Origin of the sequence: Mycobacterium sp. ACS4331, from assembly GCF_001667265.1 — a bacterium.
Classification (GTDB): Bacteria; Actinomycetota; Actinomycetes; order Mycobacteriales; family Mycobacteriaceae; genus Mycobacterium.
Map to the genome: position 1 here is coordinate 85,156 of NZ_LZHW01000078.1, position 25,328 is coordinate 110,483.

Below are 25,328 nucleotides of genomic sequence, written 5' to 3' on the forward strand. Positions count from 1 at the left end.
CGGGCCTACCGAAGCACGCCGGCGGCCCGCATGTCGGCGGCCAACGCCTCGATCTGTTCCGGCGTCGCAGGCACCTGCGGCAACCGGGGTTCCCCGGTCTCGACACCCTGCAGCCGGAGCCCGGTCTTGGACAGTGTCACCCCGCCGAGCCGGGTCTGCGCGCCGTTCAGCGGACCCAGCGCGACACTGATCTTGCGCGCGGTGGCGATGTCACCGGAGGTGAAGGCCGACAACATCTCTCGCAGCTGACCGCCGGCCACATGGCCCCAGACGCTGATGAAGCCGACCGCGCCCATGGCCAGCCAGGGCAGGTTGAGCGCATCATCGCCCGAGTAGTAGGTCAGACCGGTGTCGGCCATGATCTGAGCACCCCCGTGCAGGTCGCCCTTGGCGTCCTTGACCGCGACGATGTTGGGGTGGGCCGACAGCGTGCGCAGGGTGTCCCACTCGATCGGCACCACCGAGCGGGGCGGGATGTCGTAGAGCACGTTGGGCAGGTCGGTCGCGTCGGCGACGGCGGTGAAGTGCGCCACCAGTCCAGCCTGCGGGGGACGCGAGTAGTACGGCGTGACGACCAGCAGACCGTGTGCCCCCGCCGCGGCGCTGCGCTTGGCCAGATGCACGCTGTGGGCGGTGTCGTAGGAGCCGGCGCCGGCGATGATGCGGGCCCGGTCACCGACCGCGTCGAGCACCGCCGAGAGCAGTTCGATCTTCTCGTCGTCGCTGGTGGTCGGCGATTCGCCGGTGGTGCCCGAGATGACAAGGCCGTCGCAACCGGAATCCACGAGGTGTACGGCGAGCTTCTTTGCGGTGGCCGTATCCAGGGCGCCGTCCGAGTCGAACGGCGTCACCATCGCAGTCAATACGGTGCCCAGTCGTGCTGGGGCGTCGAATCCGCTGGTGCTCACGGCCTAAAGGTTACCGTGCGGGTCAAAATCGCTTTCAGGCCTCGGTGGCCAGCGGGCTGGTGGCCACTTCGGTGCCGTCGGGCAGGGTGTAGATGTCGAAGTCGCCGAAGGCCTGCGGTGCCACGGCGACCAACTGGCGCAGGCACTCCACGGCCAGGCGGCGGATCTCGACATCGGCCTGCTCACTGGCGCGCATCGCGATGAAGTGGCGCCATGCCCGGTAGTTGCCCGTGACCACGATCCGGGTCTCGGTCGCGTTCGGCAGGACCGCGCGGGCGGCCTGGCGTGCCTGTTTGCGGCGCACGGTGCCCTCGTCACCGGCCAGCTTCTGGTTCAGCCGCGTCAGCAGTTCGGTGTAGGCGCTGCGCGCGGCGTCGGTGGCCGTCAGGAACAGTTCCTCGAGTTCGGGGTCACCCTCGATTCCCGGCGGCAGCACCACCTGCGAATCGTGCTCGGGCACATACCGCTGGGACAGCTGCGAGTAGGAGAAGTGCCGGTGCCGGATCAGTTCATGCGTGCAGGACCGCGAAACACCGGTGATGTAGAAGCTCACCGTCGCGTGTTCGAGGACCGAGAAATGCCCGACGTCGATGATGTGCTTGAGGTAGGCGGCGTTGGTCGCGGTGCGTGGGTTGGGCTTGTCCCAGCTCTGGTAGCAGGCCCGGCCGGCGAACTCGACGAGCGCCGCACCGCCCTCGGCGTCGGTGCTCCACGGCACGTCCTCGGGTGCGGTGAACTCCGACTTGGCGATCAGCTGCACACGCAGCGGGGCGGTCTCGGCCACCCGGGAAGCCTATCGTGCGGATTTCGGGAGGCTCGGCCACGACTCTCGGCGGGCTCGGGTCAACCTCCCGCGTTAGGGTTGCCCATGGCCGCACCCGCTCCGCCGTCGCGACTGCTCGACGTGATCGAGGACGACATCCTCGCGCTGACCGAATCCGGTGTGACGCAGGGCAACAAGGTGTTCGGTGCGGCGCTGCTGCGCAAGTCTGATCTGTCCCTGGTGATCGCGGGGACCAACGCCGAAACCGCCAACCCGCTGTGGCATGGCGAGGTGCACACCCTCAAGCAGTTCTACGAGCTCCCCGACCGCCCGTCGACCGCCGAGCTGGTGTTCATCTCCACCCACGAGCCGTGCACCATGTGCATGTCGGCGATCACCTGGGCCGGATTCGACAACTACCACTACCTCTTCAGTCATGAGGACTCCCGCGACGCCTTCGCGATCCCGCACGACCTGGTGATCCTCAAGGAGCTCTTCGGCCTCGAGCCCGGGGGATATCGGCGCAGCAACGCGTTCTGGACCGCCTATTCGATAGCCGACCTGGTCGAGGCCGAGGCGGAACCGCACCGCAGCCGTCTGCGGGCGCAGGAGCAGCGCATTCGCGAACGCTACGACGCCCTGTCATCGAGGTATCAGGAGAACAAGGGCGACAACGACATCCCGTTGGCGTGATGCGTGGACCTGCAGTGATGCGCGGCCAGATATGTGCCGAATTGCATGCAGAATCGCGTTCTCACCTGCAATTCCGCACATTCGAGCGCGTGCTGCGAGCTCAGGACTCCTCGCGCCGCGTCTCCCCCACCCCGAGCAGCGCGCGAACGGCGTTGCGGGACCCGAACGGGCGCAGCATGCGACTGGCGGGGCGGGGTCGCACGGTCAGCGGCCACCAGAACCAGCGGCCCATCATGGCCGCGATCGACGGGGTCATGAACGAGCGCACGATCAGGGTGTCGAACAGCAGGCCCAGTCCGATGGTGGTGCCGATCTGGCCGAGCACCACCAGATCGCTGAAGATGAACGACGACATGGTGGCGGCGAACACCAGACCGGCCGCGGTGACGACTCGTCCGGTGCCGGCCATCGCCCGGATGATCCCCGTGTTCAGGCCGGCTCCGATCTCCTCCTTGAACCGGGAGATCAGCAGCAGGTTGTAGTCGGCACCGACGGCCAGCAGCAGGATCACCGCCAGCGCCAACACGATCCAATACAGCTGGATGCCGAAGATGTACTGCCACACCAGAACCGACAGGCCGAATGACGCACCCAGCGAGATCGCGACGGTCCCGACGATCACGACGGCGGCCACCAGGCTGCGCGTGATGAACATCATGATCAGCAGAATCAGTGACATCGCGGCGAGCGCGGCGATCAGCAGGTCGTAGCGGGACCCGTCCTGAATGTCCTTGTACGTCGCCGCGGTTCCGGCGACGTAGATCTTCGCGTCCGAGAGCGGGGTGGCCTTGATCGCGTCGAATGCCGAGTCCTTGATGGCATCGATGTGCGAAATCCCCTCCGTGCTGGCGGGTTTGCCGGAATGCGTGATGATCATCCGGGCCGCGTGGCCATCCGGGGACAGGAACAGCTTGAGGCCGCGTTTGAAGTCGGGGTTGTCGAACGCCTCCGGCGGCAGGTAGAAGGTGTCGTCGTTCTTGGCGGCGTCGAAGGCCTGCCCCATGGCCGTGGAGTTCTTCAGCGCCTCCTCGGCCTGGGTGTTGATGCCGGTGGTGGTGGCGTAGTTCGACAACGTGAGGTCACGGTTGCGTTCCTGTATCGCGATCTGCGGCGGCAGCAGCGCCAGAAGTCGCGGTTGCAGCGCGTCGAGCTTGTCGAGGCTGGCGGTGATGCTGCTGAACTGTTCGCTCAACTGGCTGATGCCGTCGAGGGCATCGAACAGTGACCGCGCGGCGGCGCACATCGGGATGTCGAAACAGTGTGGCTCCCAATAGAAGTAGTTGCGCAGAGGGCGGAACTGATCGTCGAAGTTCGCGATCTTGTCACGCAGGTCGTTGACGATCGTGACGGTGTCGTGGAACGCCTCGGTCTGTTCATGGGTGGCCGCCGCACTGGCCTGCTGCAGGGTCAGCTGCTGCCTGAGGATGTCGATGGTGTTGGTGATCTCCGTCGCCTGCTTCATCAGATCCGCACCGCGCTGCTGCTGATAGCCCAGGTTCATGATCTGGCTGGCGCTCTGCGCGCTGATCTGAAACGGGATGGAGCTGTGACTGATCGGCGTCCCCAGCGGCCGGGTGATGGACTGGACCAGGGAGATGCCGGGAGTGTGCAGAACGCTCTTGGCGACGCGCTCCAGCGTCAGCATGTCCGCGGGGTTCCGCAGGTCGTGGTCAGCCTCGATCATCAGCAGTTCGGGGTTGAGCCTGGCCTCGGAGAAGTGGCGTTCGGCGGCGGCGTAGCCGACTTTTGCGGGCGCCGAATCGGGCAGGTACGGGCGCCCGTCGTAGCTCACCTTGTAGCCGGGCAGCGCGAGCAGGCCGACGGCGGCGATGCCACACGAGACGGCGAGGATGGGACCGGGCCAGCGGACGATGGACGTGCCGATGCGCCGCCAACCGCGAGTCCGCACCGTGCGTTTGGGCTCCAGCAGTCCGAATCGGGTGGCGATCAACAGGACCGCGGGCCCGAGCGTCAAGGCCGCCGCCAGCGTCACCAGCACGCCCAGGGCCGCCGGGATGCCCAGCGTCTGGAAGTACGGCAGGCGGGTGAAGACCAGGCAGGCCACCGCCCCGGCGATGGTCAGCCCCGAACCGACGATGACGTGCACGGTGCCGCGGAACATGTCGTGGTAGGCCGATATTCGGTCCATCCCCTTGCTGCGCGCCTCGTGGTAGCGCCCGACGATGAAGATCGCGTAGTCGGTTCCCGCGGCGATCGCCAGCAGGGTCAGCAGGTTCGTCGCATACGTCGACAACCCGATGACGCCCCAGTGCGCCAGGGTGGAGACGACGCCACGGGCCGCGGCCAGCTCCACCAGGACGGTGAACAGCATGATCAGCGTCGTGCTGATCGAGCGGTAGACCACCAGCAGCATCACGGCGATGACCAGAAAGGTGATGGCCGTGACCTTCTCGGTGCCCGCGCTGCCGACCTCGAAATTGTCGGTGATCAGCGGCGCGGCGCCGGTGACATGAGCCGTGACTCCGGGCGGAGCGGGCACGCTTTCGACGATGTCGCGAATGGCGTCGACGGACTGGTTCGACAGCGCCTCACCCTGATTGCCGGCCAGGTACACCTGCACCAGGGCGGCCTTACCGTCCCTGCTCTGCGATCCGCCCGCGGTCAGTGGGTCGCCCCAGAAGTCCTGGATGTGCTCCACATGCTCGGTGTCCTCGGCCAGCCTCTTGACCAGGACGTCGTAGTACCTGTGCGCTTCGTCGCCCAACGGCTGATCGCCCTCGAGGACGATCATCGCCGCGCTGTCGGAGTCGAACTCCTTGAAGACCTGGCCGATGTGCCTCATCGCCTGGATGGACGGAGAGTCCGCGGCGTTCAGCGACACCGACCGCGCCGCCCCGACCACCTCGAGTTGGGGCGAGATGATGTTGGAGATCACGGCGACCGCGAGCCACAGGAGCAGGATCGGCACCGCGAGTCGGCGAATGATCCGCGCGGCACGCGAACCGTCAACGTCGTTGGCACTCATGCGGTCTTGTCCATGCAGGAGATGTACCCGTTCACGTTGTGGGTGGACCTCTCGTCCTTCACCACGCCGTTGACGGTGATCCGGCAGGTCAGGACATCCGCGTCACCCTGTGCCCGCAGGTCGGCGAACATCGTCGGTTCGTCGGTGGTCACCAGGTGCGACCACGGCAGCGGCACGTCGTCGACGCGCTGAGGTTGAGCGTTCTCGTCCAGCCAATTGATGGTCGCCACGGATCCGGGGGTGCCGATCACCTCGAACAGGACGTGTTTGGGGTTGTAGCCGGTGTTCTCCAGCGCGTCTGCGCCGGGTCTGGACACCTGATTGTCGGACCCGAAGATCCCGTGCAGACGATGGATGCTGAACCCCACCACCGCGACAACAACAATCGCGACGATGACCATCCACCGTCGCCGCAGAAGACCGCGAACCGAGAACCCGCCGATGAAACGTACGCTACCGCCCCACGACTCGTGATGCATGCGTGATTTCCGAACTCACGGGTCACTCGCACACGCCATCCACAGCCCGCCGCAGGGTGACTGGAGGGAAGTCGTCACGGCCCCTATGGTCGCCGGCATCAACGGGACCGAGCAGGGGGACGACATGTACCAAGGGAAGTTTCTGCGCTGGAAGATGGAGGAGTTGCTGTCCCACGACGTTCGAAAGTTCCTGAAGGCAGAGGGTTTCAGCAAGGCCGGGTACACGTTTCGCAGAAGTCGCGCGCCGCTGTGGGACTCGATTAATTTTCAGCCCAGTAAATGGAATCGAGCTACGCCGCACTACGGGTTCTTCGTCAACGTCGGTGTCGGCTCCACCGAGATCGAGGATGCGCAGCGCGAACTGGGCGTGTTCACCGCACCTCTGAGCATCTTCGATCGCCGCTGGGAGAACGTGGTGCCAGACGTGCCCGACGAAGTCACGTTCGACGCAGGAACCGATATGCCCGCGTTCGCCACTGAGTTGTGCGACGACCTTCGTCGGGTGCTGACCTCGGTCGAGGGTTTCACCACCACGGCTGAGTTGGTGCAGTGGGCCGTCGCCCACAACAAGCTGCATCGCATGCAACCGGTGTGCAGCTATCTCGCGGCGAACGACGACATCGACATGCTGTCGGCGTACATCGACTCACTGCGCACGCAGTTCGGCCACCAGGACCGCTGGGAGATCTTCAACAGTCAGCTCGTCGTTGCCGCCGGGCGGCGCGGCGCCAACCTGGTGCGGTTGGGCATCCTTGACGAGCCGTGTGAGCATTTCTCCTGGTCAGACTAGTACGGCAGTACGGCAGGACTGTTATGGTTGACCGCATGAAGACCACCGTCACATTGCCCGACGAACTGGTCAGGCAGGCCCAGGCGCTCGCGCGACGGGATCACACGACGCTGCGCGAACTGATCGAGACCGGTCTGCGCGCCGTGGTCAAACAACGCTCCGCGACCTCCGCCTTCGAGTTGCCGGACGCCTCCGTCGACGGACGTGGCATGCAACCGGAGTTTCGGGGAGCGTCCTGGGCGCAGATCCGCGACGCCGTCTACGACTCGCAGGCATGATCGCCGTCGACACCAATCTTCTGGTCTACGCGCACCGCCGTGACGCGGAGTTCCATTCCGCGGCAAGCCGATCGGTGAAAGAGCTGGCGGAAGGGCGGGCACCCTGGGCCATTCCGTGGCCATGTCTGCACGAGTTCTTCGCCATCTGCACCCACCCGAAGATCTTCGATCCGCCCAGCACCGTCGACCAGGCCGTGACACAGATCGACGCCTGGCTCGGTTCCCCCTCCGTCGTGCTCCTCGCCGAGACCGGTGAACACTGGGATACTCTGCGGCACCTGCTCACCGCAGGACGGGTGGTGGGCCCCCTCGTCCACGACGCGCGAATCGCCGCGCTGTGCGCCACACATGGCGTACGCGAGTTGTGGTCTGCCGACCGCGATTTCAGCAGATTCGCCCACACGGTTGCAGTACGCAATCCCCTCGTCGTCTGACACTCACCTCGGGTTGGCGGTGATGAAGTCGACCACGACACCCGCCAATTCGACGCCCTTGTCCTCCTGCAGAAAGTGGCCGCCGCCTTCGATCGTGATCTGAGGCTGCCCGGCGGCACCGGGAATCAGCTTGCGCAGCACCGCATCCGCACCCCGCGTGATGGCGTCGGAGTCGGAGAACGCGCACAGGAACGGTCGCTCGAACCTGGCGAGCACCTCCCAGGCGGCCCGGTTCGCCTCCGCGGCCGGATCGTCGGGCGTGACGGGAACCAGCAGCGGGAACTGCCGCGCACCCGCCTTGAACGAGTCGTCGGGGAACGGCGCGTCATAGGCCGCGATGACCTCGGGACTCAGGGTGGTGACGCAACCACCGGCGACGATCTTCCCGACCGGGAAGTCCGGGGTCTGCTGGCTGAACTGCTGCCACGCCAGGAAGGCGTCTCCGGGGTGGTGGTCACCGGTGGGCAGCATGGTGTTGGCGGCCACCACGCGGGCGAAGCGGTCCGGGTGCTCGCCCACGAGGCGCAGCCCGATGAGACCACCCCAGTCCTGGCAGACCAGGGTGATGTCGGCCAAGCCGATGGCCTCGATGGCCGCCCAGGTCCAGTCGACGTGCGCCGCGTACGTGTAGTCCTCGCGACGCGCGGGTTTGTCGCTGCGGCCGAAGCCGACGAGATCGATTGCCGCCGCTCGCAATCCGGCGGCGGTCAGCACCGGGATCATCGTCCGGTACAGGTAGCTCCAGGACGGCTCGCCGTGCAGCAGCAGCACCACCTCGGCGTCGGCCGGACCCTCGTCGAGGTAGTGCATCCGCACGCCGTCGACATCGACGTAATGGGGTGCGAACGGGTAGTCGGGCAGGTCCTCGAAGCGCTCGTCGGGGGTGCGCAGAACATCCATGGCTCAGTCAACCAAAGCGGCGCGCAGCGGCACCACCAAATCCCCACGATCACCGATCGCGACGTCGCCCAGCCCCAGCCAGTCGGCCATGCTGCGCAGGTGCGGCGCCAACGCCTCTGCCACCCGCACGCGGTCCTGGCCGTCCTCGGTGAAGGCCCCGAGGACCTGCAGGGTGTCGCCGGCGCGGTCGGCCTTGAGGTCGACGCGGCCCACCAGCTGCCCATCGAGCAGGAACGGCCACACGTAATACCCGTACTGCCGTTTGGCCGCCGGGGTGTAGATCTCGATGCGGTAGTGGAAGCCGAACAGCCGCTCGACCCGCGGCCGGAAGAAGATCAGCGGGTCGAACGGGCACAGCAGCGCCGTGCCGCGGTCGACGCGGGGGATCTTCTGTCCTGCCCGCAGGTAGGCCGGGGCGCCGTCCAGGTCGACGGCCTCGAGTTCCCCGGCGGCCACCAGATCGGTCAGCGCGGGCTTGACCTGGGCGGCGCCGAGCCGAAAGTAGTCGCGCAGGTCCGCCTCGGTGCCCACGCCCAGTGACGACGCGGCGCGCAGCACCAGTTCCCGGATCGCCTGCTCGTCGTCGACCTCACGCGCGAGCACCTCGGCCGGCAGCACCCGCTCGGTCAGGTCGTAGTGGCGCGCGAACCCCACCCGGGTCGCGGTGGTCAACACGCCGGCCGACCACAGCGCCTCGGCCACCCACTTGGTCTCACTTCGGTCCCACCACGGTCCCTTACGGCCACGCGGTTCGGCCTCCAGGTGCGCCTCGATCTGCCCCGCGGTCGACGGGCCGAGTTCGGCCACCGCCGCGACGATGTCCTCGGCCAGACGCGGATTGCGGCGCACGATCTCGCGACCCCACCGGCCGTGTGTGTACTCCCGCATGCGCCACCGCAGCAGCGGCCAGTCGTCGACGGCCATCAGGGCCGCCTCGTGCGCCCAGTACTCCACCAGCAGGCGCGGCGAGCGCGCGGTGTGGCTCCAGGCCGCGCGGTCCAGCAGATCGCGGTCGTAGGGACCGAGGCGACTGAACACCGGCGCGTAGTGCGCCCGCACCGCGACCGACACCGAGTCCAGCTGCAGAACCTGGATTCGGGAGATCAGCCGCCGCAGGTGGGCGCGGGTCACCGCACCTGCGGGCGGTGCCTCGTGGAAACCCTGGGCGGCCAGCGCGACGCGGCGCGCCTGGGCCAGGGTGAGCCGAGCCATCAGCGCACGTAGGACAGGAACCGGTACCGCAGGCCCGACGAACTGGTCAGCCAGTCGCCCGCCGTGCCCCGCCACGTCTCATCGAGCACCGGGGCCACCGCGTCGTCGTCCTCGCGGCGCAGGTCGACCTCGATCTCGGTGACCTCACAGCGGTTCGCGAGCGGCAGTGCGGCCGCATAGATCTGCGCGCCGCCGATCACCCACGCGTCGTCCAACGGGGCGTCCCGCAGGGACGTCACCACATCTGCACCATCAGCCATGTAGTCAGCCTGCCTGGTGACTACGACATTTCTGCGGCCCGGCAGCGGACGCACCTTCGCCGGAAGCGACTCCCAGGTCAGCCGCCCCATGACGACGGTGTGGCCCATGGTCAGCTCCTTGAACCGGGCCTGATCCTCGGGCAGGCGCCACGGGATGCCGTTGTCACGGCCGATGACGCCCGAGGTGGACTGTGCCCAGATCAGACTCAGCGACGGGGCCGTCATACCGCGACGGGCGCCTTGATCGCCGGATGCGGGTCATACCCCTTGACGGTGACGTCGTCGTAGGTGTAGTCGAACAGCGAATCACGTTGGGCAAGAACGAGTTCCGGATAGGGGCGGGCGTCCCGGGACAACTGCTCGGTGACCTGCTCGACGTGGTTGTCGTAGATGTGGCAGTCTCCCCCGGTCCAGATGAACTCGCCGACGTCGAGGCCGGCCTGGGCCGCCATCATGTGGGTCAGCAGCGCATAGGAGGCGATGTTGAAGGGGACGCCGAGGAAGAGGTCGGCGCTGCGCTGATACAACTGGCAGGACAGGCGCCCATCGGCGACGTAGAACTGGAAGAACGCGTGGCACGGCGGGAGCGCCATCTGCGGAATCTCACCGACGTTCCACGCCGAGACGATGTTGCGGCGCGAGTCCGGGTCGGACTTCAGCAACTGCAGTGCGGCACTGATCTGATCGATGTGCTCGCCCGACGGAGTGGGCCAGGATCGCCACTGCACGCCGTAGACGGGACCGAGTTCGCCTGTCGGAGAGGCCCACTCGTCCCAGATGGTGACGCCGTGCTCCTGCAGCCAGCGCACGTTGGAATCGCCCCGCAGAAACCACAGCAACTCGTAGACGACCGACTTCAGGTGCACCTTCTTGGTGGTGATGAGCGGGAATCCCGCCGAGAGGTCGAACCGCATCTGGTGGCCGAAGAGACTGCGGGTGCCGGTTCCGGTGCGGTCGGACTTCGGGGTCCCGGAGCGGAGCACCTCACGCAACAGATCCTCGTACGGGGTGGGAATCGACGCAGCGGTCTGCACGAGGTCAGCTTACGTGCCGGGACCGGGGGGTGAGGCGGCGCACACGCGGAGTAGAACGGAGGACATGCCGACGATCACCGACACCATCACCACACCCGACGGAACCTGCACCGTCACGCTGGCCACCCCCGAGGGCGACGGCCCCTGGCCGGGCGTGGTGATGTACCCGGACGCCGGCGGCGCCCGCGACACGTTCACCCAGATGGCGACGCAGCTCGCCGAGTACGGCTACGCCGTCCTGGTGCCCGACGTGTACTACCGCAGCCCCGGCTGGGAACCGTTCGAGATGGCCACGGTCTTCGCTGACGCCGGGGAACGCAGGCGCCTGTTCGCCATGATCTCCACGATCACCCCGGAGATCATGGCCGCCGACGCGAACGCCTTCCTCGACTACCTTGCGGCCCGGCCCGAGGTCAGCGGCACGACGTTCGGCACCACCGGGTACTGCATGGGCGGACGCACGTCGCTGATCGTGGCGGGCCGAGTACCCGACCGGGTGGCCGCGGCCATGTCCTTCCACGGCGGCGGCCTGGTCACCGACGATCCGACCAGCCCGCATCTGCTGGCCGACAAGATCAAGGCCGCGGTGTACGTCGGCGGGGCGGAGAACGACGGGTCGTTCACCACCGAGAACGCCGAGACGTTGGAGCAGGCCCTGACGGCGGCGGGCGTCGAGCACACGGTCGAGATCTATCCCGCCGGCCACGGCTTCGCCGTCCCGGACAACGCGCCGTACGACGCCGCCGCGGCGAAGAGGCACTGGACCGCGATGAAGGACGTCTTCGGGGCGCATTTGTCCTGACAGCACCCCGTGCGGGAACATGAACGCCGTGTATGACCAGGCGTTCAACGAGGCGGATTCCGGCGGCGAATACGGATATCGGGTCGACCCGGTGCTGGCGCGCAGTTGGCTCCTGGTCAACGGCGCGAAGTACGACAAGTTCGCCGTCGCCGCGCGCTCCAAGGCCGACATCGTCGTCCTGGACATCGAGGACGCCGTGGCCCCGAAGGACAAACTCAAGGCCAGGGACAACGTGGTGCGGTGGCTCGCGGAGGGCCACACCGACTGGGTCCGCGTCAACGGCTTCGGCACCGCATGGTGGGCCGACGATCTGGCCGCGCTGGCCTCGACCTCGGTCGGCGGCGTCATGCTGGCGATGGTCGAGTCGGTCGACCACGTGACCGAGACCGCGAAGCGACTGCCCGGTGTGCCGATCGTGGCGCTGGTCGAGACCGCGCGCGGGATGGAACGCATCACCGAGATCGCCTCGGCCAAGAGTGTGTTCCGGCTGGCGTTCGGCATCGGCGACTTCCGCCGAGACACGGGCTTCGGCGACAGCCCGATGACCCTGGCGTATGCGCGGTCGCGGTTCACCATCGCGTCGACGGCCGCGCACCTGCCCAGCCCCATCGACGGGCCGACCGTCGGGTCGAGCGCGCTGAAGCTGTCAGAGGCCACCGCGGTGTCGACCGAGTTCGGCATGACCGGCAAACTCTGCCTGACACCCGATCAGTGCGGCACCGTCAACGAGGGCCTGTCGCCGTCGGCGGAGGAGATCGCCTGGGCCAAGGAGTTCTTCGCCGAGTTCGAGCGGGAGGGCGGCGAGATCCGCAACGGCTCAGATCTGCCCCGCATCGCGCGCGGCAACAAGATCCTCAAGCTGGCCCGGGCGTACGGCATCGAGGCGCAACTCGACGATGTCGACGACCCGATCCACATTCCGGCGCCGTCGGACACCTACCACTACTGAGCAGCGCCGCCCCTGCGCCGAGAGTGCATGTACGTCGCGATCCCGCGGAAGATCCCGCGCGCCGCATACACCGCCGCGACGACCGACAACAGGATCAGCAGAATGAACATCACCAGCCAGTTCTGCCGATCGTGGTTGACGTTCCACCACACGATGGCGAACAGAACGGTGCAGACGAACACCACGATGTCACGCCAGTTGCCGCTGTAGGACGTCGCGAGTTCGCGGATCTCCCGATTGCGGTCCACCGCGGCGACGATGTCGTCGAGGCGGGCATCGATCACACGCTGCAGCTCAGCGCGCCGCTCCACCTGCTCCTCGGGAATGCGGTCCAGCAGATCCATGTCGGCTTTGATCGCACCACGCAGGTCGGGGCCCTTGAAGTTGCCCGCGGCCAACCCGAGCAGCGCCCCGCCCGCGATCGGCGCGGCACCCAGTGCGATTTCAGCGATTCCCGGCATGGTGGCCCTCTCTAGTTCGACTCGACGACATTCAGCGACGGCGGCACCCACGCCCCGTCGAGGATCTCCGCGCGCGGTCGGTACAGCCGAATCAGGCAGTTCCAGCCCTGCGGGGTGACGATGCGGTTGGGCGCCGTGACGGCCCCGGGGTCGGCGGTGAACCGGACGGTGACTGAACCGTCGTCGTTCTTGGCACCGGTGACGCTGTTGACCGAGAACAGGCCTTCTGCGTTGGGCTCGAAAAAGCCCTCGGCGTTGTACACCGACACCGACCAGAAGGCGTCCACCGGAACGTCTTTGAACGTCATCTCGTACTCCCCCGGCGGCAGTCCCGGGTCGACCCCCAGATAGAACGCCTCCGAGGCCGGCAGCCCACCCCAGGCCGCGGCCGACCCGATCAGGTGGTGCACCGGATCGACGTCCTCGCGGCGCCCGAACGCACGTCGGTAGTCCGGCAGACCGGCGGCCAGGCGCAGCAGCGCCTCGCGCGTGGTGTCGAAGGTGGCCTTGTCGTACTCCGGCGACGAGAACGCCTCGGACGACCCGGGTTCGAGCACCGTCGCGTCCTGCAGGCGCCCGACGGCGGCGATGTCCTCGGGGTTCGACGGGTCCACCAGCGTGCGGATTGCGACGAGCACATACCGCGACCCGCACTCCTCCTGCGTGAGGCGGTGCCTCCCGGCATCATGCAGGACGACATTGATGAGATGGTCCTCGCTGACCACCATGACCGAGCGGTAGCGCTCCCCCGCCTCCGGCAGCGTCAACCAGGCGGGCTCGGCCAGATCGGCGATGGCATAGCTGTACAACGTGTCCCGATTCAATCGGATGACCAGTTGATTCTCGATCGGCGCCGGTTCCCGGTTGTGATGAAAGGTGTTGATCCCGCCCGCGTCACGCTGAATGTCGGTGAACATCCGGTGCGTTTCGGCCGCCACGAAGTTGTCGACGTTGACCTCTTTTGTCACGCGCGTCAGCCTAATGTGCCCGTCCTGCGATGGGCCACCGGTTCAGCCGCCGCGCCGACGACGTCAGCGCGACATTCTCCGATCCTGCCCCCGTCGACAGGTTTCAACTCGTCCCGAAGGGGGTTACCCCCCGGTAACCGGGATGCGGGTCCGCGATGTCCATAGGCGGCCCGCACTGCGTCGCGGGGAGGGAGTGAACATGGCAGAACGAGGTGCCACACCCCCCGTCCCACGCGGTCGTCGGTTGTTCCTGCGGGCGGTGCGGCATCTGTTCAGTCCGCTGCGGCCCGACGATTACATCGAGATGATCAACCCGCTGTGGACGACCAAAGAGCTGCGCGGAAAGGTCGAGCGGGTCGAACCGCAGGGGTCGGAGGCGGCCAGCGTACTGATCCGGCCCGGGTATGAGTGGCCGGGACACAAGCCCGGCCAGTACGTCCGGCTCGGCTTGATCATCGACGGCCGCTACCACTGGCGCGCCTATTCGCTGACCTCGGATCCGCAACCCGAGGACGGGCTGATCAGCGTCACGCCCAAGAAGGTGGACAGCGGTGTCGTGTCGCCGTATCTGGTGCACAAGATCCAACCCGGCGAGGTCGTGCGGCTCGGCGAAATCGAGGGTGTCTTCACCCTGCCGGAGCCGCTGCCCGCCAAAATGCTGTTCATCAGCGCTGGCAGCGGCATCACGCCGATCATCAGCATGCTGCGCAGTCTGGATCACCGCGGTGCGCTTGACGACGTGGTGGTGTTCCATTCCGCCCGCACCCGCGAGCAGGTGATGTTCCTGTCGACACTCGAAAACCTCGACCACCGACACGAACACATGAGGCTGGATCTGCGCCTCACCGCCGAACGTGGCCGACTCTCCCCTGACGACCTGGACGAGTTGTGTCCGGACTGGCGCGAACGCGAAGCCTTCTGTTCGGGCCCGAGCGAGCTGCTCGATGCGATGATCGCGCACTGGCAGGACAACGGCGACCCGGATCGGCTGCACTATGAGCGGTTCCAGCCGAAGATCGGCGGCGACGCAGGCAAGGGCGAGGGTGGTCAGATCACCTTCGTCGACAGCGAAACGACCGCGGAAAGCGACGGCGGCACACCCATTTTGGAAGCCGGTGAACAGGCGGGCCTGAACCTTGCGTACGGCTGTCGAATCGGAATCTGCCACACCTGTGTGGGGACGTTGAAGTCGGGGAAGGTCCGAGACCTTCGTACCGGTGAGGTCACCGAGCCGACCGGTCAGGACGTGAGGATCTGCATTCACGCTGCTGAAGGTGACGTGGAATTCGAACTGTGACTGTGAAGGAGTCATCATGACCACTGCCGCCGAGAGCCCGCTCGCCCGTCTCAGCGAGCAGGAACTCGAGAAGCTCGCCAAAGAGTTCGACGCAATCCACGACGAGGTGTTCGCCGAGCTCGGCGACCGCGACCGCCAGTACATCAAGACGGTGATCTCGGTGCAGCGGCAGATCGTCGTCGCGGGACGGGTGCTGCTGCTGGCCTCGCGGTCCCGAACCGCGTGGGTCCTCGGCACGGCCTGCCTGGGAATGGCCAAGATCCTGGAGAACATGGAACTCGGCCACAATATTCTTCACGGGCAATGGGATTGGATGAACGATCCCGACATCCACTCCTCGGTCTGGGATTGGGACACCGCCTCGACGGCGCGGTCGTGGAAGCACTCGCACAACTACATCCACCACACGTACACGAACATCCGCGGTAAGGATCGCGATCTCGGTTACGAGATCATGCGGATCGACCCCAATCAGCCGTGGCATCCGATCTGGCTCGCGCAGCCACTGTTCAACCTCCTGCTGACACTCCTGTTCGAATGGGGCGTGGCTGTTCACGACATCGACTTCCGCGCCGCACAACGTGGCGAGAAGCCGTGGTCGGAGGTGCGCCAAGAGCTCAAGGGAATTCGGGGCAAGGCGCGCGCGCAGATTGTCAAGGACTACCTCGGCTGGCCGACGATCAGCGCCGGCGCCTTCGCGCTGGCCCAGTTGGCCTCGCGTGGCCGGCTGGATCAGCCGGCGGAGTCGCGGGTGGCCAGGGGACTTCGCAGGATGTCGAGCAGCGGATCAGTCGGCGCCACTGCGGCCCTGCTCGACCGGCTGCTTCCCGGTGTCGAGAGCACCTTCCTGCGGACTCTGGCAGCCGACGCGCTGGCAAATCTCATTCGCAACGTGTGGGCACACGCGATCATCTTCTGCGGGCACTTCCCGGACCAGACATACACATTCAGTGAAGAAGAGGTGGAGAACGAGACCCGCGGCGGTTGGTATGTCCGCCAGTTGATCGGCGCGGCCAATATCGACGGCAGTCCGCTGTTCCACGTCATCAGCGGCAACTTGGGCTACCAGGTGGAACACCATCTGTATCCCGACATGCCCAGCAGCCGGTACTCCGAGATCGCGCCCAAGGTCAAGGACATCTGTGAGCGCTACGAGTTGCCGTACAACTCCGGGCGTTTCTCCAAGCAGTGGTTCGCGGTGCACCGCAGCATCTTCCGCCTGGCCTTCCCCGGCGGGAAACCCCGACCGAAGCCGGGGCCGTACCGCAGCCCCGAGGGACGCACCAGGAGCGACGGTCCCAGCGAGGCCACCCGATTCCGCGATCGGCTGCCCGCCGAGCACCCTGACGCGGGTCCGGAACACACGTCCGGGGGCGTGCAGGTGCAGCCTCCGCCGCGCGGCAACGACTAGCGGGCCGCCCCGCTCAGGCCGACTCCATCACCGTCGCGGCGACGGTGGCCCCGAGGTTCCAACACGCCTCGAGCTCAGCCCTGGTCGGCTTGCCCGCCACGACGACGTTCGACGCGGCACGTTCCCAACCCAGGCCCGCGGTGATGGAGTCGACGGCTCGCTCGGCGCCCTCGGTGCCCTCGTTGCCGTGCAGCCACAGGCCGAACGGACGCCCACGAGTGGCGTCCAGGCACGGGTAATAACAGACGTCGAACGCATGCTTGAGGGCCCCGGAGATGTATCCGAGGTTGGCCGGGCTGCCCAGCAGATAGCCGTCGGCCTCGAGCATCTCGGCCGGCGCGACCGTCAGCGCGGGACGGCGCACCACCTCCACGCCCTCGATCTCGGGGTCCGTCGCGCCGGCCAGCACCGCCTCGAACATCTCCTGGCAGTGTGGCGACGGCGTGTGGTGGACGATCAGCAGCTTCATCTTGTCTTCATCTCCCGCGAGCGTGCGTGTCTCCGGCTGACACGCCGACGAACACCCGTATTGTGCGCACGCTCGCGACGATCAGTTCGATGTCGGGCAGATCCCAGGTGAGCGCCGCAGGATCGCGGTGCTCACGGCTGCCCGCGTTCCAATTCGACGGCCTTCTTCATGGCCTCCCGGGCCCGGGTGCGGTCACCGGCGTAGTCGTAGGCGCGGGCCACGCGGTACCAGCGCACCCAGTTGTCGGGATCGGCGTCCAATTCGGAGCGCACGGTGTCGAACAACTGGTCAGCGGCCTGGCGCTCGATCCGGCCGCTGGCCCGCCGGGGCAGCGCGCTGACGTCCAGCTCCATGCCCTGCTCGTCGGCCAACCGGGCCAGCTTCTGGTGCGCGAACCCCGCCCGCAGCGTGGCGACCATGGCCCACAGCCCGATGAACGGCAGGATCAGCAGCGCGATGCCCATCCCGACCGGCGCCGCGCGCCCGTCGGCGATCAGCGCCACCGCGATGCGGCCCAGCAGCACGAAGTAGACGATCAGGGCCACGCACAGGAACCCGATCAGCAGCTGAGTGCGCAGGCTACGCATCAGCCCAGGTTGAGCAGTGGTTCGAGGCCCACCGTCAGGCCCGGGTGGTCGGCGACGCTGCGCACCGCCAGCAGCACCCCCGGCACGAACGACGTACGGTCCAGGCTGTCGTGGCGGATGGTCAGGGTCTCCCCCTGCGTGCCGAACAGCACCTCCTGGTGCGCCACCAGGCCGGTCAGGCGCACGGAGTGCACGGGGACGCCGTCGACGTCGGCGCCGCGCGCCCCGTCGAGCCCTTGGCTGGTGGCATCGGGATTGGGCGGCAGGTCTTTTCGCGCCTCGGCCACCAGTTTTGCGGTGCGGGCCGCGGTGCCTGAGGGGGCGTCGGCCTTCTGCGGGTGATGCAGCTCGATGATCTCGACGGACTCGAAGTACGGCGCCGCCTGCTGCGCGAAGTGCATGGTCAGCACCGCACCGATGGCGAAGTTGGGGGCGATCAGCACGGCCGCACCGGGTTTGGCGTCCAGCCACTGCTGCACCTGGTCGAGCCGGTCCTGGGTGAATCCGGTGGTGCCGACCACGGCGTGGATTCCGTTGTCGATCAGGAACTTCAGGTTGTCCATCACCACATCGGGATGGGTGAAGTCGATGACCACCTCGGTGCCCGAATCGGTCAGCGCCGACAGCGGATCACCGGCATCGACACCGGCCGAGAACTCCAGATCGCCGGCGGCCTCGACCGCCGCCACCATCGTCGCTCCGACCTTGCCCTTGGCTCCCAGCACTCCGACACGCATGCAAGCAGCGTAGTCGGGGCGCCGGGAGCCCCAGGGAGCCCCTGTCGGCTACCGGGCGCCGCGGTCGATGCCCAGCGCGTCGGTCATCGTGAAGAACAGGTCCGTCTGGTCCGTCAGGCCCACCACGTTGGCCGCCCGCGGACCGTATGCCGCGACCCTGACCTGGGTTCCGGTGTGCGTCTCGTCCTCGATGTCCACATCGGCCGAGGTGCCGTAGCTGATGATCATCTCGGCGTCGTCCGCGGTGACCAGCCTGCGGGTGAGCCCTGGGTACATGGCGTCGCGCACCTTCTCGATCGGCTGCTGGGAGTCCTGCGCCAGACCCCGCAGATCGTCCTCGGTGTACTCCTCGACGATCTGGCTGCTGTGGCCGTGGTCGGCCGTGACGATCACGAGGGTGTTGCCGTCGGCACGAGCGAACTCGAGCGCCTGCTGAACCGCGGCGTCGAAGTCGACGGTCTCGCCGATCTGCCCGCACGGGTCGGCGGCGTGGTCGCGCTTGTCGATCGAGGCGCCCTCGACCTGAAGGAAGAAGCCCTTCTCGGAGCCGCTCTTGGAGTCCTTCAGCAGGTCGATGGCCTTGGCGGTCATCTCGGCCAGCGTGGGAACATCGGCGCCGCGCCCGGGGTTGTCGGCACACCGACCCGCGGGTTGCAGGTAGCCCTGCCGGACTGCGGCGGGCCCGGTCCAGCGCACCGGCAGATTGCCGTCGGCGAACAGGCCGAGCACGGGCTGGTCCTGATCAGCCCGCGTGACGGCCTCCAATTCGCCTGCGGTGCGCACGATCTGGTAGCCGCGCTCCTTGGCCTGCACCTCAAGGGTCTGGCCCGCGTAGTCCCCCGCGGTGGCGGTCTGACCGAAGGTCTCGAAACCGCCGCCGAGGGTGAGGTCGGGGCGGGCGGCCAGCATCTGTTCGGTCACCGATCCCGGGCCACCGTTGGCCAGCGTCTCGTTGGGGCAGGCGTCGGCCATCTCCTCCGGGCCGTAGCAGTCACGCTCGGTGATGTGGGCGAACTGCGACGCCGGGGTGGCGTCCTGGATCTCGGAGGTGGTGACGTCGCCGGTCGCGAACCCCTGCGTCTTGGCCAGTTCCAGGATCGTCGCGTGCGGGGCGTCTTTGATGTCGATGCCCAGTGCGCCGTTGTAGGTCTTGGTGCCCGTCGACCAGGCCGTGGCGCTGGCCGCGGAGTCGGTGACGTAGTTGGGCTTTCCGTCCTTGCGCAACGAGTAGGTGGTGTACTGCCCCGTCAGCGGCAGGGCGTCGAGGCCGTCGAGGACGCCGCCGGCACCCTTGTCGTAGTTGCGGGCGATCGTGATCTCCGAATCGCCCATGCCGTCGCCGATCAGCAGGATCACGTTGCGCGGCGTGCCGTCGTTGATCGCGGCGCGGACGGCACCGGACTGATCACCGTCGAGTCGGTGCGCCCCACCGGGTGCGGTGAGGTCACCGGCGGCCTGCCGAGTCACGGTGTCGCCATTCGCGTTCGAACTCTTGTCGCCGCTGCAGGCGGCCAGCGGCAGCATCGCGAGCGCGCCCAGCACCGCTGCCGTCCTCAGATACTTCTGCATTCCACCGTCTTTCGTCCGTTCGGATGAGCCCGGCAGAGTGAACAGGACCCCGATGAACGGAGACTGACGACGCAGCGAAGTTCCGGCAAGCGGATCACAAAGGTGACGCGCCGCGCAGGTGCTCGAAGATCAGTGAGGTCTGCGTGCCTGCCACATCGCGGTCCGCGTTGAGATTCTCCACCACGAAGGCGCGCAGGTCATCGGTGTCGCGGGCGGCCACGTGCAGGATGAAGTCGTCGGCGCCGGCCAGGAAGTACACGTCCATCACCTGGGGCTTGCTCCGGATCTGCGAGATGAAGTCGCGGATCCTGCCGCGCGCCCCGGCCTGCAGGCTGACCGAGATCATCGCCTGCAGCGACAGGCCGATCGCCGCGGGGTTGATGTCGGTGTAGAAGCCTCGGATGACGCCCAGATCCTGGAGGCGGCGCACTCGCCCATGGCAGGTCGAGGCCGCGATTCCCACGGCCTCGGCCAGGGCGCTGTTGGAGATGCGGGCATCGGCGTGCAGCGTGGTCAGGATGCGGCGATCGACGTCATCGAGGTCTGCGGCCCGAACATCCTTCGGCGTGGACGGCAGGCTGACGGGTCGTGCTGATGATTCTTCATCACGGCTGGCCATAGCACGAATCTTAGCCATAAATATTGCACAAGTTCCGTTGTTTCTTCACACTTGATGAATACGGCCATCCGGGCTGATGACCAATCGACAAGGAGCGATCATGCGCGTCGGCATTCCGACGGAGATCAAGAACAACGAGTACCGGGTGGCCATCACCCCGGCGGGCGTCGCCGAACTGACCCGCCGCGGTCATGACGTCGTCATCCAGGCCGGCGCCGGCGACGGATCGGCGATCTCCGACAGCGACTTCAAGGCCGCGGGCGCCGAGATCGTCACCGGCGCCGAGCAGGTGTGGGCCGAGGCCGACCTGCTGCTGAAGGTCAAGGAGCCCATCGAGGCCGAGTACTCGCTGATGCGCAAGGGCCAGACCCTGTTCACCTATCTGCATCTGGCGGCGTCGAAACCGTGCACCGATGCACTGCTGGCGTCGGGTACCACCTCAATCGCCTACGAAACCGTCCAGACCGCAGACGGATTCCTACCGCTGCTGGCGCCGATGAGCGAGGTCGCGGGCCGACTGTCGGCTCAGGTCGGCGCCTACCAGCTGATGAAGACCCAGGGCGGCCGCGGCGTGCTGATGGGCGGCGTCCCAGGCGTCGCGCCCGCCGAGGTCGTGGTGATCGGCGGCGGAACCGCCGGGTACAACGGCGCACGGGTGGCCAGCGGCATGGGCGCCAACGTGACCATCTTCGACGTCAACATCAACCGACTGCGCGAACTCGACGCCGAGTTCGGTGGACGGATCCAGACCCGCTACTCGTCGACCTACGACCTGGAGACAGCGGTCAAGGAGGCCGATCTGGTGATCGGCGCGGTGCTGGTGCCCGGCGCCAAGGCCCCCAAGCTGGTGTCCAATGCGCTTGTCGCACACATGAAGCCGGGTTCGGTCCTGGTCGACATCGCGATCGACCAGGGTGGCTGCTTCGAGGACTCCCGTCCCACCACGCACGACGACCCGACCTTCACCGTGCACGACAGCGTGTTCTACTGCGTCGCCAACATGCCCGGCTCCGTCCCGCGGACCTCGACCTACGCACTGACCAACGCGACCATGCCGTACGTGGTCAAGCTCGCCGACAAGGGCTGGCAGGCGGCATGCGCGGCCGACGCGGCGCTGGCCAAGGGGCTGTCCACCCACGAGGGTGCGCTGCTGTCTGAGCAGGTGGCCGACGACCTGGACCTGCCGTTCACCGATCCGGCGAGCCTGGTGTAGCTCAGGCGAGTTCGTCCCCGAACTCGTCCCCGTCCAGGTAGCACCACCGTCGGGCTCGGACGACGAACCGCGACCGCTCGTGCAGCGCCCCGTCCTGACCGTCCATGCGGTGCCGGGCGACGAACTCCACCTCTCCCTGTTCGTCGCCCGGCTCTCCGCCGGCGGTGTCGAGGATCCGCAGGCCCAGCCACTGCAGTCCGTCGACCGGCCGCAGTTCGGCGGGCCGGGTGCGCGGATGCCATGTCCGGTACACGTAATCGAGGTCACCGACGGCATAAGCGCTGTAACGCGCCCGCATCAACTGCACGGCGGACTCGGCCTCACGGTCGCCGAGATGCAGGGGTAGGCAGCACCGTCCGAAGGCATCGCCGGAACCACAGGGACAGGGATCGATGGCACGCACCGTGACAGTGTGCCCGGACTCACCTGCCTGCCGGCGGATGCCCCAGGCAGAACAGCGCGCCGAGCGGATCCCGCAGCGCGGCCAGCGTTCCGTAGGGCGTGTCCTCGCCGGGCATCAGGATCTCCGCACCCAGCTCCCGGGCCTGCTGCACCGTCGCCGCGACGTCGTCGACGGTGATGTAGACCTGCCAGAACGAGGGCACCTCGGGTGGGTACAACGACGCGGCGTCCATGATCCCCGAGTACGCGCTCTCCCCCACGAACACCGACGAATACCGGTCCGGGCCCACCGCCTCGGGATCGCCCCCGGTGCCGACCTCCTCGAGCCGCGCACCGATCACGGCGGGATAGAACGCACACGACTTCTCGTAATCCCTGCTGTGGCATTCGAACCAGTACGGGGCGCCGTGCTCGCCCCATTGGGTGAAGCCGACGTGGGAGCCGGGCTGCCAGAATCCGATCACCGCGCCCGCCGGATCGACGGCCACCATCATCGAGCCCAGGTCGCCGACCGGCATCGGCGGCACCATGATGGAGCCGCCGGCGGTCTCGACGGCCTTGCGCGTGGCCTCTGAATCCGCGGTGTGCAGGTACACCGACCAGATGTCGCTCGGCCCTGCCTCTTCTCCCATGGGCGGCACCAGACCAGCGATGCGCCGGCCGTTCTTGGTGAAGTTCTGGTAGCCGCCGAATTCCGGTCGCGCGGGCTCGGCGAGTTCCCACCCGAAGATCGCGTGATAGAACTCGGCGGCCTTGGCGGGGTCGCTGCTCATGAGGTCGAACCAGATGGGGGCGCCTACGGGGGCTGAGTATTCGGTCATACCCCTACAGACACCCGCAGCGGCGAGAACTCATCGCGCGTCGGGCATCAATTCGGTCACCGCGAGTGCGGTCACCTCGGCGATGAGCGGTTGCAGCCACGGCGCGTCCGGATTCGTGGACCTCGACCGCGTCATGACCGACAACAGCAGCCGCCGGCCGTCGGGCGCGAAGGCGATGCCGACGGCGTTGGTGCTGCCGTAGTCGCCCGCGCCGGTCTTGTCGGCCGACGTCCACCCCGGTGGCAGGCCGGCCCGCAGGCTCTTCTCCGACGTGGCGTTTCCGCGCATCCAGGTCTCCAGCTGCGCCCGATGGGGTTCGTCGAGGACCGTGCCGGTCAACAGGGCCCGGTAGCCCCCAGCCAGCGCTCGGGGTGAACTGGTGTCGCGGGGGTCACCGGGCAGCGCCGAGTTCAGTTCGGTCTCCCAACGGTCCAGCCGGGACCGGTCATCGCCGATCGACCGCGCGAACGCGGTGATGGCGGGCGGGCCGCCGATGGTCTGCAGCAGGAGGTTGGCCGCGGTGTTGTCGCTGCGCTGCAACGCGGCTTGACACAACGCGGCCAGTGTCATCGACGAACCGGCATTCACCTCGGTGACCGGTGAATTGGCCACCAGTTCAGCCGGATCGACGAACACCTGCCGATCCAACTGAAGTTCGCCGCGCTGGTCGCGCTGCAGGACACTGCCCGCGGCGTAGGTTTTGAAGGTCGAGCACATCGCGAACGGATCGTCGTCACGGAAAGCCAATGAGCGCCCCGAATCCAGGTCGAGGGCGAACAGGCCGACCAGCGCGTCGTACCGCTGCTCCAGGGCCGCCAGCGCGGCGTCGGCCGGTGCTGGCGGGGCGGCGTACGCGACCGGCATCACGTGACGGGTCCCGGCGGCCAGGGCGGCCACTGAAAGTCCGGCGAACAGGACCTCACGGCGTGACCAGGCCACCACATCACCTCGCTATCGACGAAAGACGTTCTGGGAGTTGTTTTCTGGATGTCCGCGGGCCCAGCACGGCCCCGCCGAACGGTCTGGAGAGCAGTTTACGGGCCACCGCGTTGACCTCGTCAAGGGTCACCGCGTCGATCTGCGCCAACGTGTCATCGAGGCTGCGGTGCTCACCGTAATTGATCTCGCTGCGACCGATGCGGTTCATCCGGGACGCGGAGTCCTCGAGACCGAGCACCAGTCCGCCGCGCAGCGACCCCTTGGCGATCCGCCACTCCTGTTCGGTGATGCCGTCGGTCGCGACCTCGGAAAGCACGTCGGTGGCCACGGTGACGACCTCGTCGAAACGCTCGGGCAGGCAGCCCGCGTACACCGACAGCGCTCCGGTGTCGGAGAACGTGTCGACGGTCGAGTACACCGAGTACGCCAACCCGCGGGACTCCCGAATCTGCTGGAACAGCCGCGAACTCAGGCCGCCGCCGAGCGCGTTGTTCAACACCGCGAGCGCCCAGCGCTGCCGCCAGTGCCGGCCCGGGACCCGAACCCCGAGCATCATGTGGGTCTGTTCGGAGTCGCGGTTGACGACCTGAAGGGTGGGCTCGCCGGGCACGCGCCCGGTGCCCGCACGGGGCGGAACGGCGTTGCGCCCCGCGACGAGTCGCCGGCCGAAGTGCTCCCGCACCAACGCCAGGACCTCGTCATGGTCGATGTTTCCGGCGACCGCCACCACCATCCGTTCGGGCGTGTAGCGGCGCATGTGGAAGGAATGCAGCTGTGTGCGGGTCATCGCCGAGATGGATTCGGCGCTGCCGATCACCGGCCGGCCGATCGGATGGTCACCGAACATGGCCGACAGGAACACATCTGAGAGCGCATCTTCGGGATCGTCGTCGTGCATCGCGATCTCTTCGAGCACGACGTCGCGTTCCACTTCGACATCCTCAGACGCACAGCGGCCGTTGAGCACCACATCGGCCACGAGGTCCACCGCCAGCGCGAGGTCGGTGTCGAGCACGTGCGCGTAGTAGCAGGTGTGCTCCTTGGCCGTGAACGCGTTCAGTTCCCCACCGACGGCGTCGACGGCTTGGGCGATCTCCACGGCCGTGCGCGTCGGGGTCGATTTGAACAGCAGATGCTCAAGGAAGTGTGCCGCACCCGCGACGGTCGGCCCCTCGTCACGGGAGCCGATGTTGACCCACACCCCGACCGACGCCGACCGCACGGACGGCACGTATTCGGTGACCAGGCGCAGACCACCCGGAAGAGTGGTGGGGGGGGGGGGGGGGGGGGGGGGGGGGGGGGGGCGGGGGGGGGGGGGGGGGGGGGGGGGGGGGGGGGGGGGGGGGG

At 67.4% G+C, this 25,328-nt stretch carries 28 protein-coding genes; 9 read left to right on the forward strand and 19 right to left on the reverse strand.

All coding sequences use genetic code 11. The annotated features are described in order from the left end of the window. Positions 1 to 5: 5 nt before the first annotated feature. Positions 6 to 908, reverse strand: a complete 903-nt coding sequence (gene dapA, locus A5727_RS18830; protein ID WP_068253011.1) for a 4-hydroxy-tetrahydrodipicolinate synthase — start codon at positions 906 to 908, stop codon at positions 6 to 8. A gap of 34 nt (positions 909 to 942) precedes the next feature. Continuing rightward, complete coding sequence (gene thyX / locus A5727_RS18835; protein ID WP_068253014.1) at positions 943 to 1,692, reverse strand: FAD-dependent thymidylate synthase; 750 nt, start codon at positions 1,690 to 1,692, stop codon at positions 943 to 945. An 84-nt stretch (positions 1,693 to 1,776) separates the two neighbouring features. On the opposite strand from thyX, the gene A5727_RS18840 reads away from it, so the two are divergent. Further along, a complete protein-coding gene (locus A5727_RS18840; protein WP_068253017.1) occupies positions 1,777 to 2,364 on the forward strand; it encodes a tRNA-specific adenosine deaminase in 588 nt (195 codons plus the stop codon). A 100-nt stretch (positions 2,365 to 2,464) separates the two neighbouring features. Here A5727_RS18840 and A5727_RS18845 read toward each other — a convergent pair whose 3' ends face one another. Together A5727_RS18845 and A5727_RS18850 are read right to left on the reverse strand one after the other, a co-directional pair. Beyond that, entirely contained in the window at positions 2,465 to 5,350 is a 2,886-nt protein-coding gene (locus tag A5727_RS18845) for an MMPL/RND family transporter (protein ID WP_068253020.1), read from the reverse strand. Beyond that, positions 5,347 to 5,829 (reverse strand): MmpS family transport accessory protein, encoded by a 483-nt coding sequence (locus A5727_RS18850; RefSeq protein ID WP_068253023.1) that lies wholly within the window; start codon positions 5,827 to 5,829, stop codon positions 5,347 to 5,349. The genes A5727_RS18845 and A5727_RS18850 overlap by 4 nt, the downstream gene beginning before the upstream one ends. 124 nt (positions 5,830 to 5,953) lie before the next feature. On the opposite strand from A5727_RS18850, the gene A5727_RS18855 reads away from it, so the two are divergent. From A5727_RS18855 to A5727_RS18865, 3 genes are read left to right on the forward strand one after another with little or no spacing between them, the layout of a single operon-like run. Next, positions 5,954 to 6,619, forward strand: coding sequence for a DUF4304 domain-containing protein (locus tag A5727_RS18855; RefSeq protein ID WP_082949893.1), 666 nt, complete (start codon positions 5,954 to 5,956; stop codon positions 6,617 to 6,619). A 35-nt stretch (positions 6,620 to 6,654) separates the two neighbouring features. Further along, positions 6,655 to 6,897, forward strand: coding sequence for a type II toxin-antitoxin system VapB family antitoxin (locus A5727_RS18860; RefSeq protein WP_197507696.1), 243 nt, complete (start codon positions 6,655 to 6,657; stop codon positions 6,895 to 6,897). Beyond that, positions 6,894 to 7,331, forward strand: a complete 438-nt coding sequence (locus A5727_RS18865; protein ID WP_068253029.1) for a TA system VapC family ribonuclease toxin — start codon at positions 6,894 to 6,896, stop codon at positions 7,329 to 7,331. Before A5727_RS18860 ends, A5727_RS18865 begins: the two co-directional genes overlap by 4 nt. 3 nt (positions 7,332 to 7,334) lie before the next feature. Here A5727_RS18865 and A5727_RS18870 read toward each other — a convergent pair whose 3' ends face one another. From A5727_RS18870 to A5727_RS18885, 4 genes are read right to left on the reverse strand one after another with little or no spacing between them, the layout of a single operon-like run. Continuing rightward, positions 7,335 to 8,231, reverse strand: coding sequence for a haloalkane dehalogenase (locus A5727_RS18870; protein WP_068253032.1), 897 nt, complete (start codon positions 8,229 to 8,231; stop codon positions 7,335 to 7,337). Positions 8,232 to 8,234: 3 nt separating this feature from the next. Further along, positions 8,235 to 9,443 (reverse strand): winged helix-turn-helix domain-containing protein, encoded by a 1,209-nt coding sequence (locus A5727_RS18875; protein WP_068253034.1) that lies wholly within the window; start codon positions 9,441 to 9,443, stop codon positions 8,235 to 8,237. Continuing rightward, complete coding sequence (locus tag A5727_RS18880) at positions 9,443 to 9,928, reverse strand: dihydrofolate reductase (protein WP_068253037.1); 486 nt, start codon at positions 9,926 to 9,928, stop codon at positions 9,443 to 9,445. The genes A5727_RS18875 and A5727_RS18880 overlap by 1 nt, the downstream gene beginning before the upstream one ends. Then, entirely contained in the window at positions 9,925 to 10,719 is a 795-nt protein-coding gene (locus A5727_RS18885; RefSeq protein ID WP_197507698.1) for a thymidylate synthase, read from the reverse strand. The genes A5727_RS18880 and A5727_RS18885 overlap by 4 nt, the downstream gene beginning before the upstream one ends. Before the next feature lie 82 nt (positions 10,720 to 10,801). Between A5727_RS18885 and A5727_RS18890 the strand changes: the two genes are divergently transcribed. Both A5727_RS18890 and A5727_RS18895 read left to right on the forward strand, forming a co-directional pair. Next, positions 10,802 to 11,539 carry a dienelactone hydrolase family protein gene (locus A5727_RS18890; protein ID WP_068253044.1) on the forward strand — a complete coding sequence of 246 codons (738 nt, stop codon included), beginning with the start codon at positions 10,802 to 10,804 and terminating at the stop codon, positions 11,537 to 11,539. 19 nt (positions 11,540 to 11,558) lie between these two features. After that, entirely contained in the window at positions 11,559 to 12,488 is a 930-nt protein-coding gene (locus A5727_RS18895; RefSeq protein WP_157521456.1) for an HpcH/HpaI aldolase/citrate lyase family protein, read from the forward strand. Here A5727_RS18895 and A5727_RS18900 read toward each other — a convergent pair. Both A5727_RS18900 and A5727_RS18905 read right to left on the reverse strand, forming a co-directional pair. Beyond that, a complete protein-coding gene (locus tag A5727_RS18900) occupies positions 12,482 to 12,949 on the reverse strand; it encodes a hypothetical protein (RefSeq protein WP_068253047.1) in 468 nt (155 codons plus the stop codon). The two genes, A5727_RS18895 and A5727_RS18900, sit on opposite strands and share 7 nt — an antisense overlap. 11 nt (positions 12,950 to 12,960) lie before the next feature. Then, a complete protein-coding gene (locus A5727_RS18905; RefSeq protein WP_157521457.1) occupies positions 12,961 to 13,917 on the reverse strand; it encodes a DUF1214 domain-containing protein in 957 nt (318 codons plus the stop codon). A 199-nt stretch (positions 13,918 to 14,116) separates the two neighbouring features. On the opposite strand from A5727_RS18905, the gene A5727_RS18910 reads away from it, so the two are divergent. After that, positions 14,117 to 15,214 (forward strand): ferredoxin reductase, encoded by a 1,098-nt coding sequence (locus A5727_RS18910; RefSeq protein WP_068253050.1) that lies wholly within the window; start codon positions 14,117 to 14,119, stop codon positions 15,212 to 15,214. A gap of 16 nt (positions 15,215 to 15,230) precedes the next feature. Then, positions 15,231 to 16,625, forward strand: a complete 1,395-nt coding sequence (locus tag A5727_RS18915) for a fatty acid desaturase family protein (protein ID WP_068253053.1) — start codon at positions 15,231 to 15,233, stop codon at positions 16,623 to 16,625. Between the two features lie 13 nt (positions 16,626 to 16,638). On the opposite strand, the gene A5727_RS18920 is transcribed toward A5727_RS18915, so the two are convergent. The 5 genes from A5727_RS18920 to aldR all read right to left on the reverse strand — a co-directional run bounded on the left by A5727_RS18920 (position 16,639) and on the right by aldR (position 20,606). Continuing rightward, the gene (locus A5727_RS18920) at positions 16,639 to 17,094 is read right to left on the reverse strand and encodes a flavodoxin family protein (RefSeq protein ID WP_068253056.1); all 456 of its coding nucleotides are present in this window, start codon (positions 17,092 to 17,094) and stop codon (positions 16,639 to 16,641) included. Positions 17,095 to 17,225: 131 nt separating this feature from the next. Further along, positions 17,226 to 17,681, reverse strand: coding sequence for a hypothetical protein (locus A5727_RS18925; protein WP_068253059.1), 456 nt, complete (start codon positions 17,679 to 17,681; stop codon positions 17,226 to 17,228). After that, entirely contained in the window at positions 17,681 to 18,418 is a 738-nt protein-coding gene (gene dapB / locus A5727_RS18930; protein WP_068253062.1) for a 4-hydroxy-tetrahydrodipicolinate reductase, read from the reverse strand. The genes A5727_RS18925 and dapB overlap by 1 nt, the downstream gene beginning before the upstream one ends. 48 nt (positions 18,419 to 18,466) lie before the next feature. Further along, the gene (gene phoA, locus A5727_RS18935) at positions 18,467 to 19,987 is read right to left on the reverse strand and encodes an alkaline phosphatase (RefSeq protein ID WP_068253065.1); all 1,521 of its coding nucleotides are present in this window, start codon (positions 19,985 to 19,987) and stop codon (positions 18,467 to 18,469) included. Positions 19,988 to 20,081: 94 nt separating this feature from the next. Further along, positions 20,082 to 20,606, reverse strand: a complete 525-nt coding sequence (gene aldR, locus A5727_RS18940; protein WP_157521458.1) for an HTH-type transcriptional regulator AldR — start codon at positions 20,604 to 20,606, stop codon at positions 20,082 to 20,084. 100 nt (positions 20,607 to 20,706) lie between these two features. Here aldR and ald point away from each other — a divergent pair, with 100 nt between their 5' ends. Next, positions 20,707 to 21,819, forward strand: coding sequence for an alanine dehydrogenase (ald, locus tag A5727_RS18945; protein WP_068253133.1), 1,113 nt, complete (start codon positions 20,707 to 20,709; stop codon positions 21,817 to 21,819). 1 nt (position 21,820) lies between these two features. Here the strand turns inward: ald and A5727_RS18950 are convergent, their stop codons facing one another. Genes A5727_RS18950 through A5727_RS18965 form a run of 4 tightly spaced genes read right to left on the reverse strand, consistent with a single transcriptional unit; the run spans position 21,821 to position 25,233 of the window. Beyond that, positions 21,821 to 22,222 (reverse strand): YchJ family protein, encoded by a 402-nt coding sequence (locus A5727_RS18950; protein ID WP_068253070.1) that lies wholly within the window; start codon positions 22,220 to 22,222, stop codon positions 21,821 to 21,823. Between the two features lie 19 nt (positions 22,223 to 22,241). Further along, a complete protein-coding gene (locus A5727_RS18955; RefSeq protein ID WP_068253073.1) occupies positions 22,242 to 23,042 on the reverse strand; it encodes a VOC family protein in 801 nt (266 codons plus the stop codon). A gap of 30 nt (positions 23,043 to 23,072) precedes the next feature. After that, complete coding sequence (gene bla, locus A5727_RS18960) at positions 23,073 to 23,984, reverse strand: class A beta-lactamase (protein WP_068253075.1); 912 nt, start codon at positions 23,982 to 23,984, stop codon at positions 23,073 to 23,075. Position 23,985: 1 nt separating this feature from the next. Continuing rightward, complete coding sequence (locus A5727_RS18965) at positions 23,986 to 25,233, reverse strand: M16 family metallopeptidase (protein ID WP_068253078.1); 1,248 nt, start codon at positions 25,231 to 25,233, stop codon at positions 23,986 to 23,988. Positions 25,234 to 25,328: the final 95 nt, after the last annotated feature.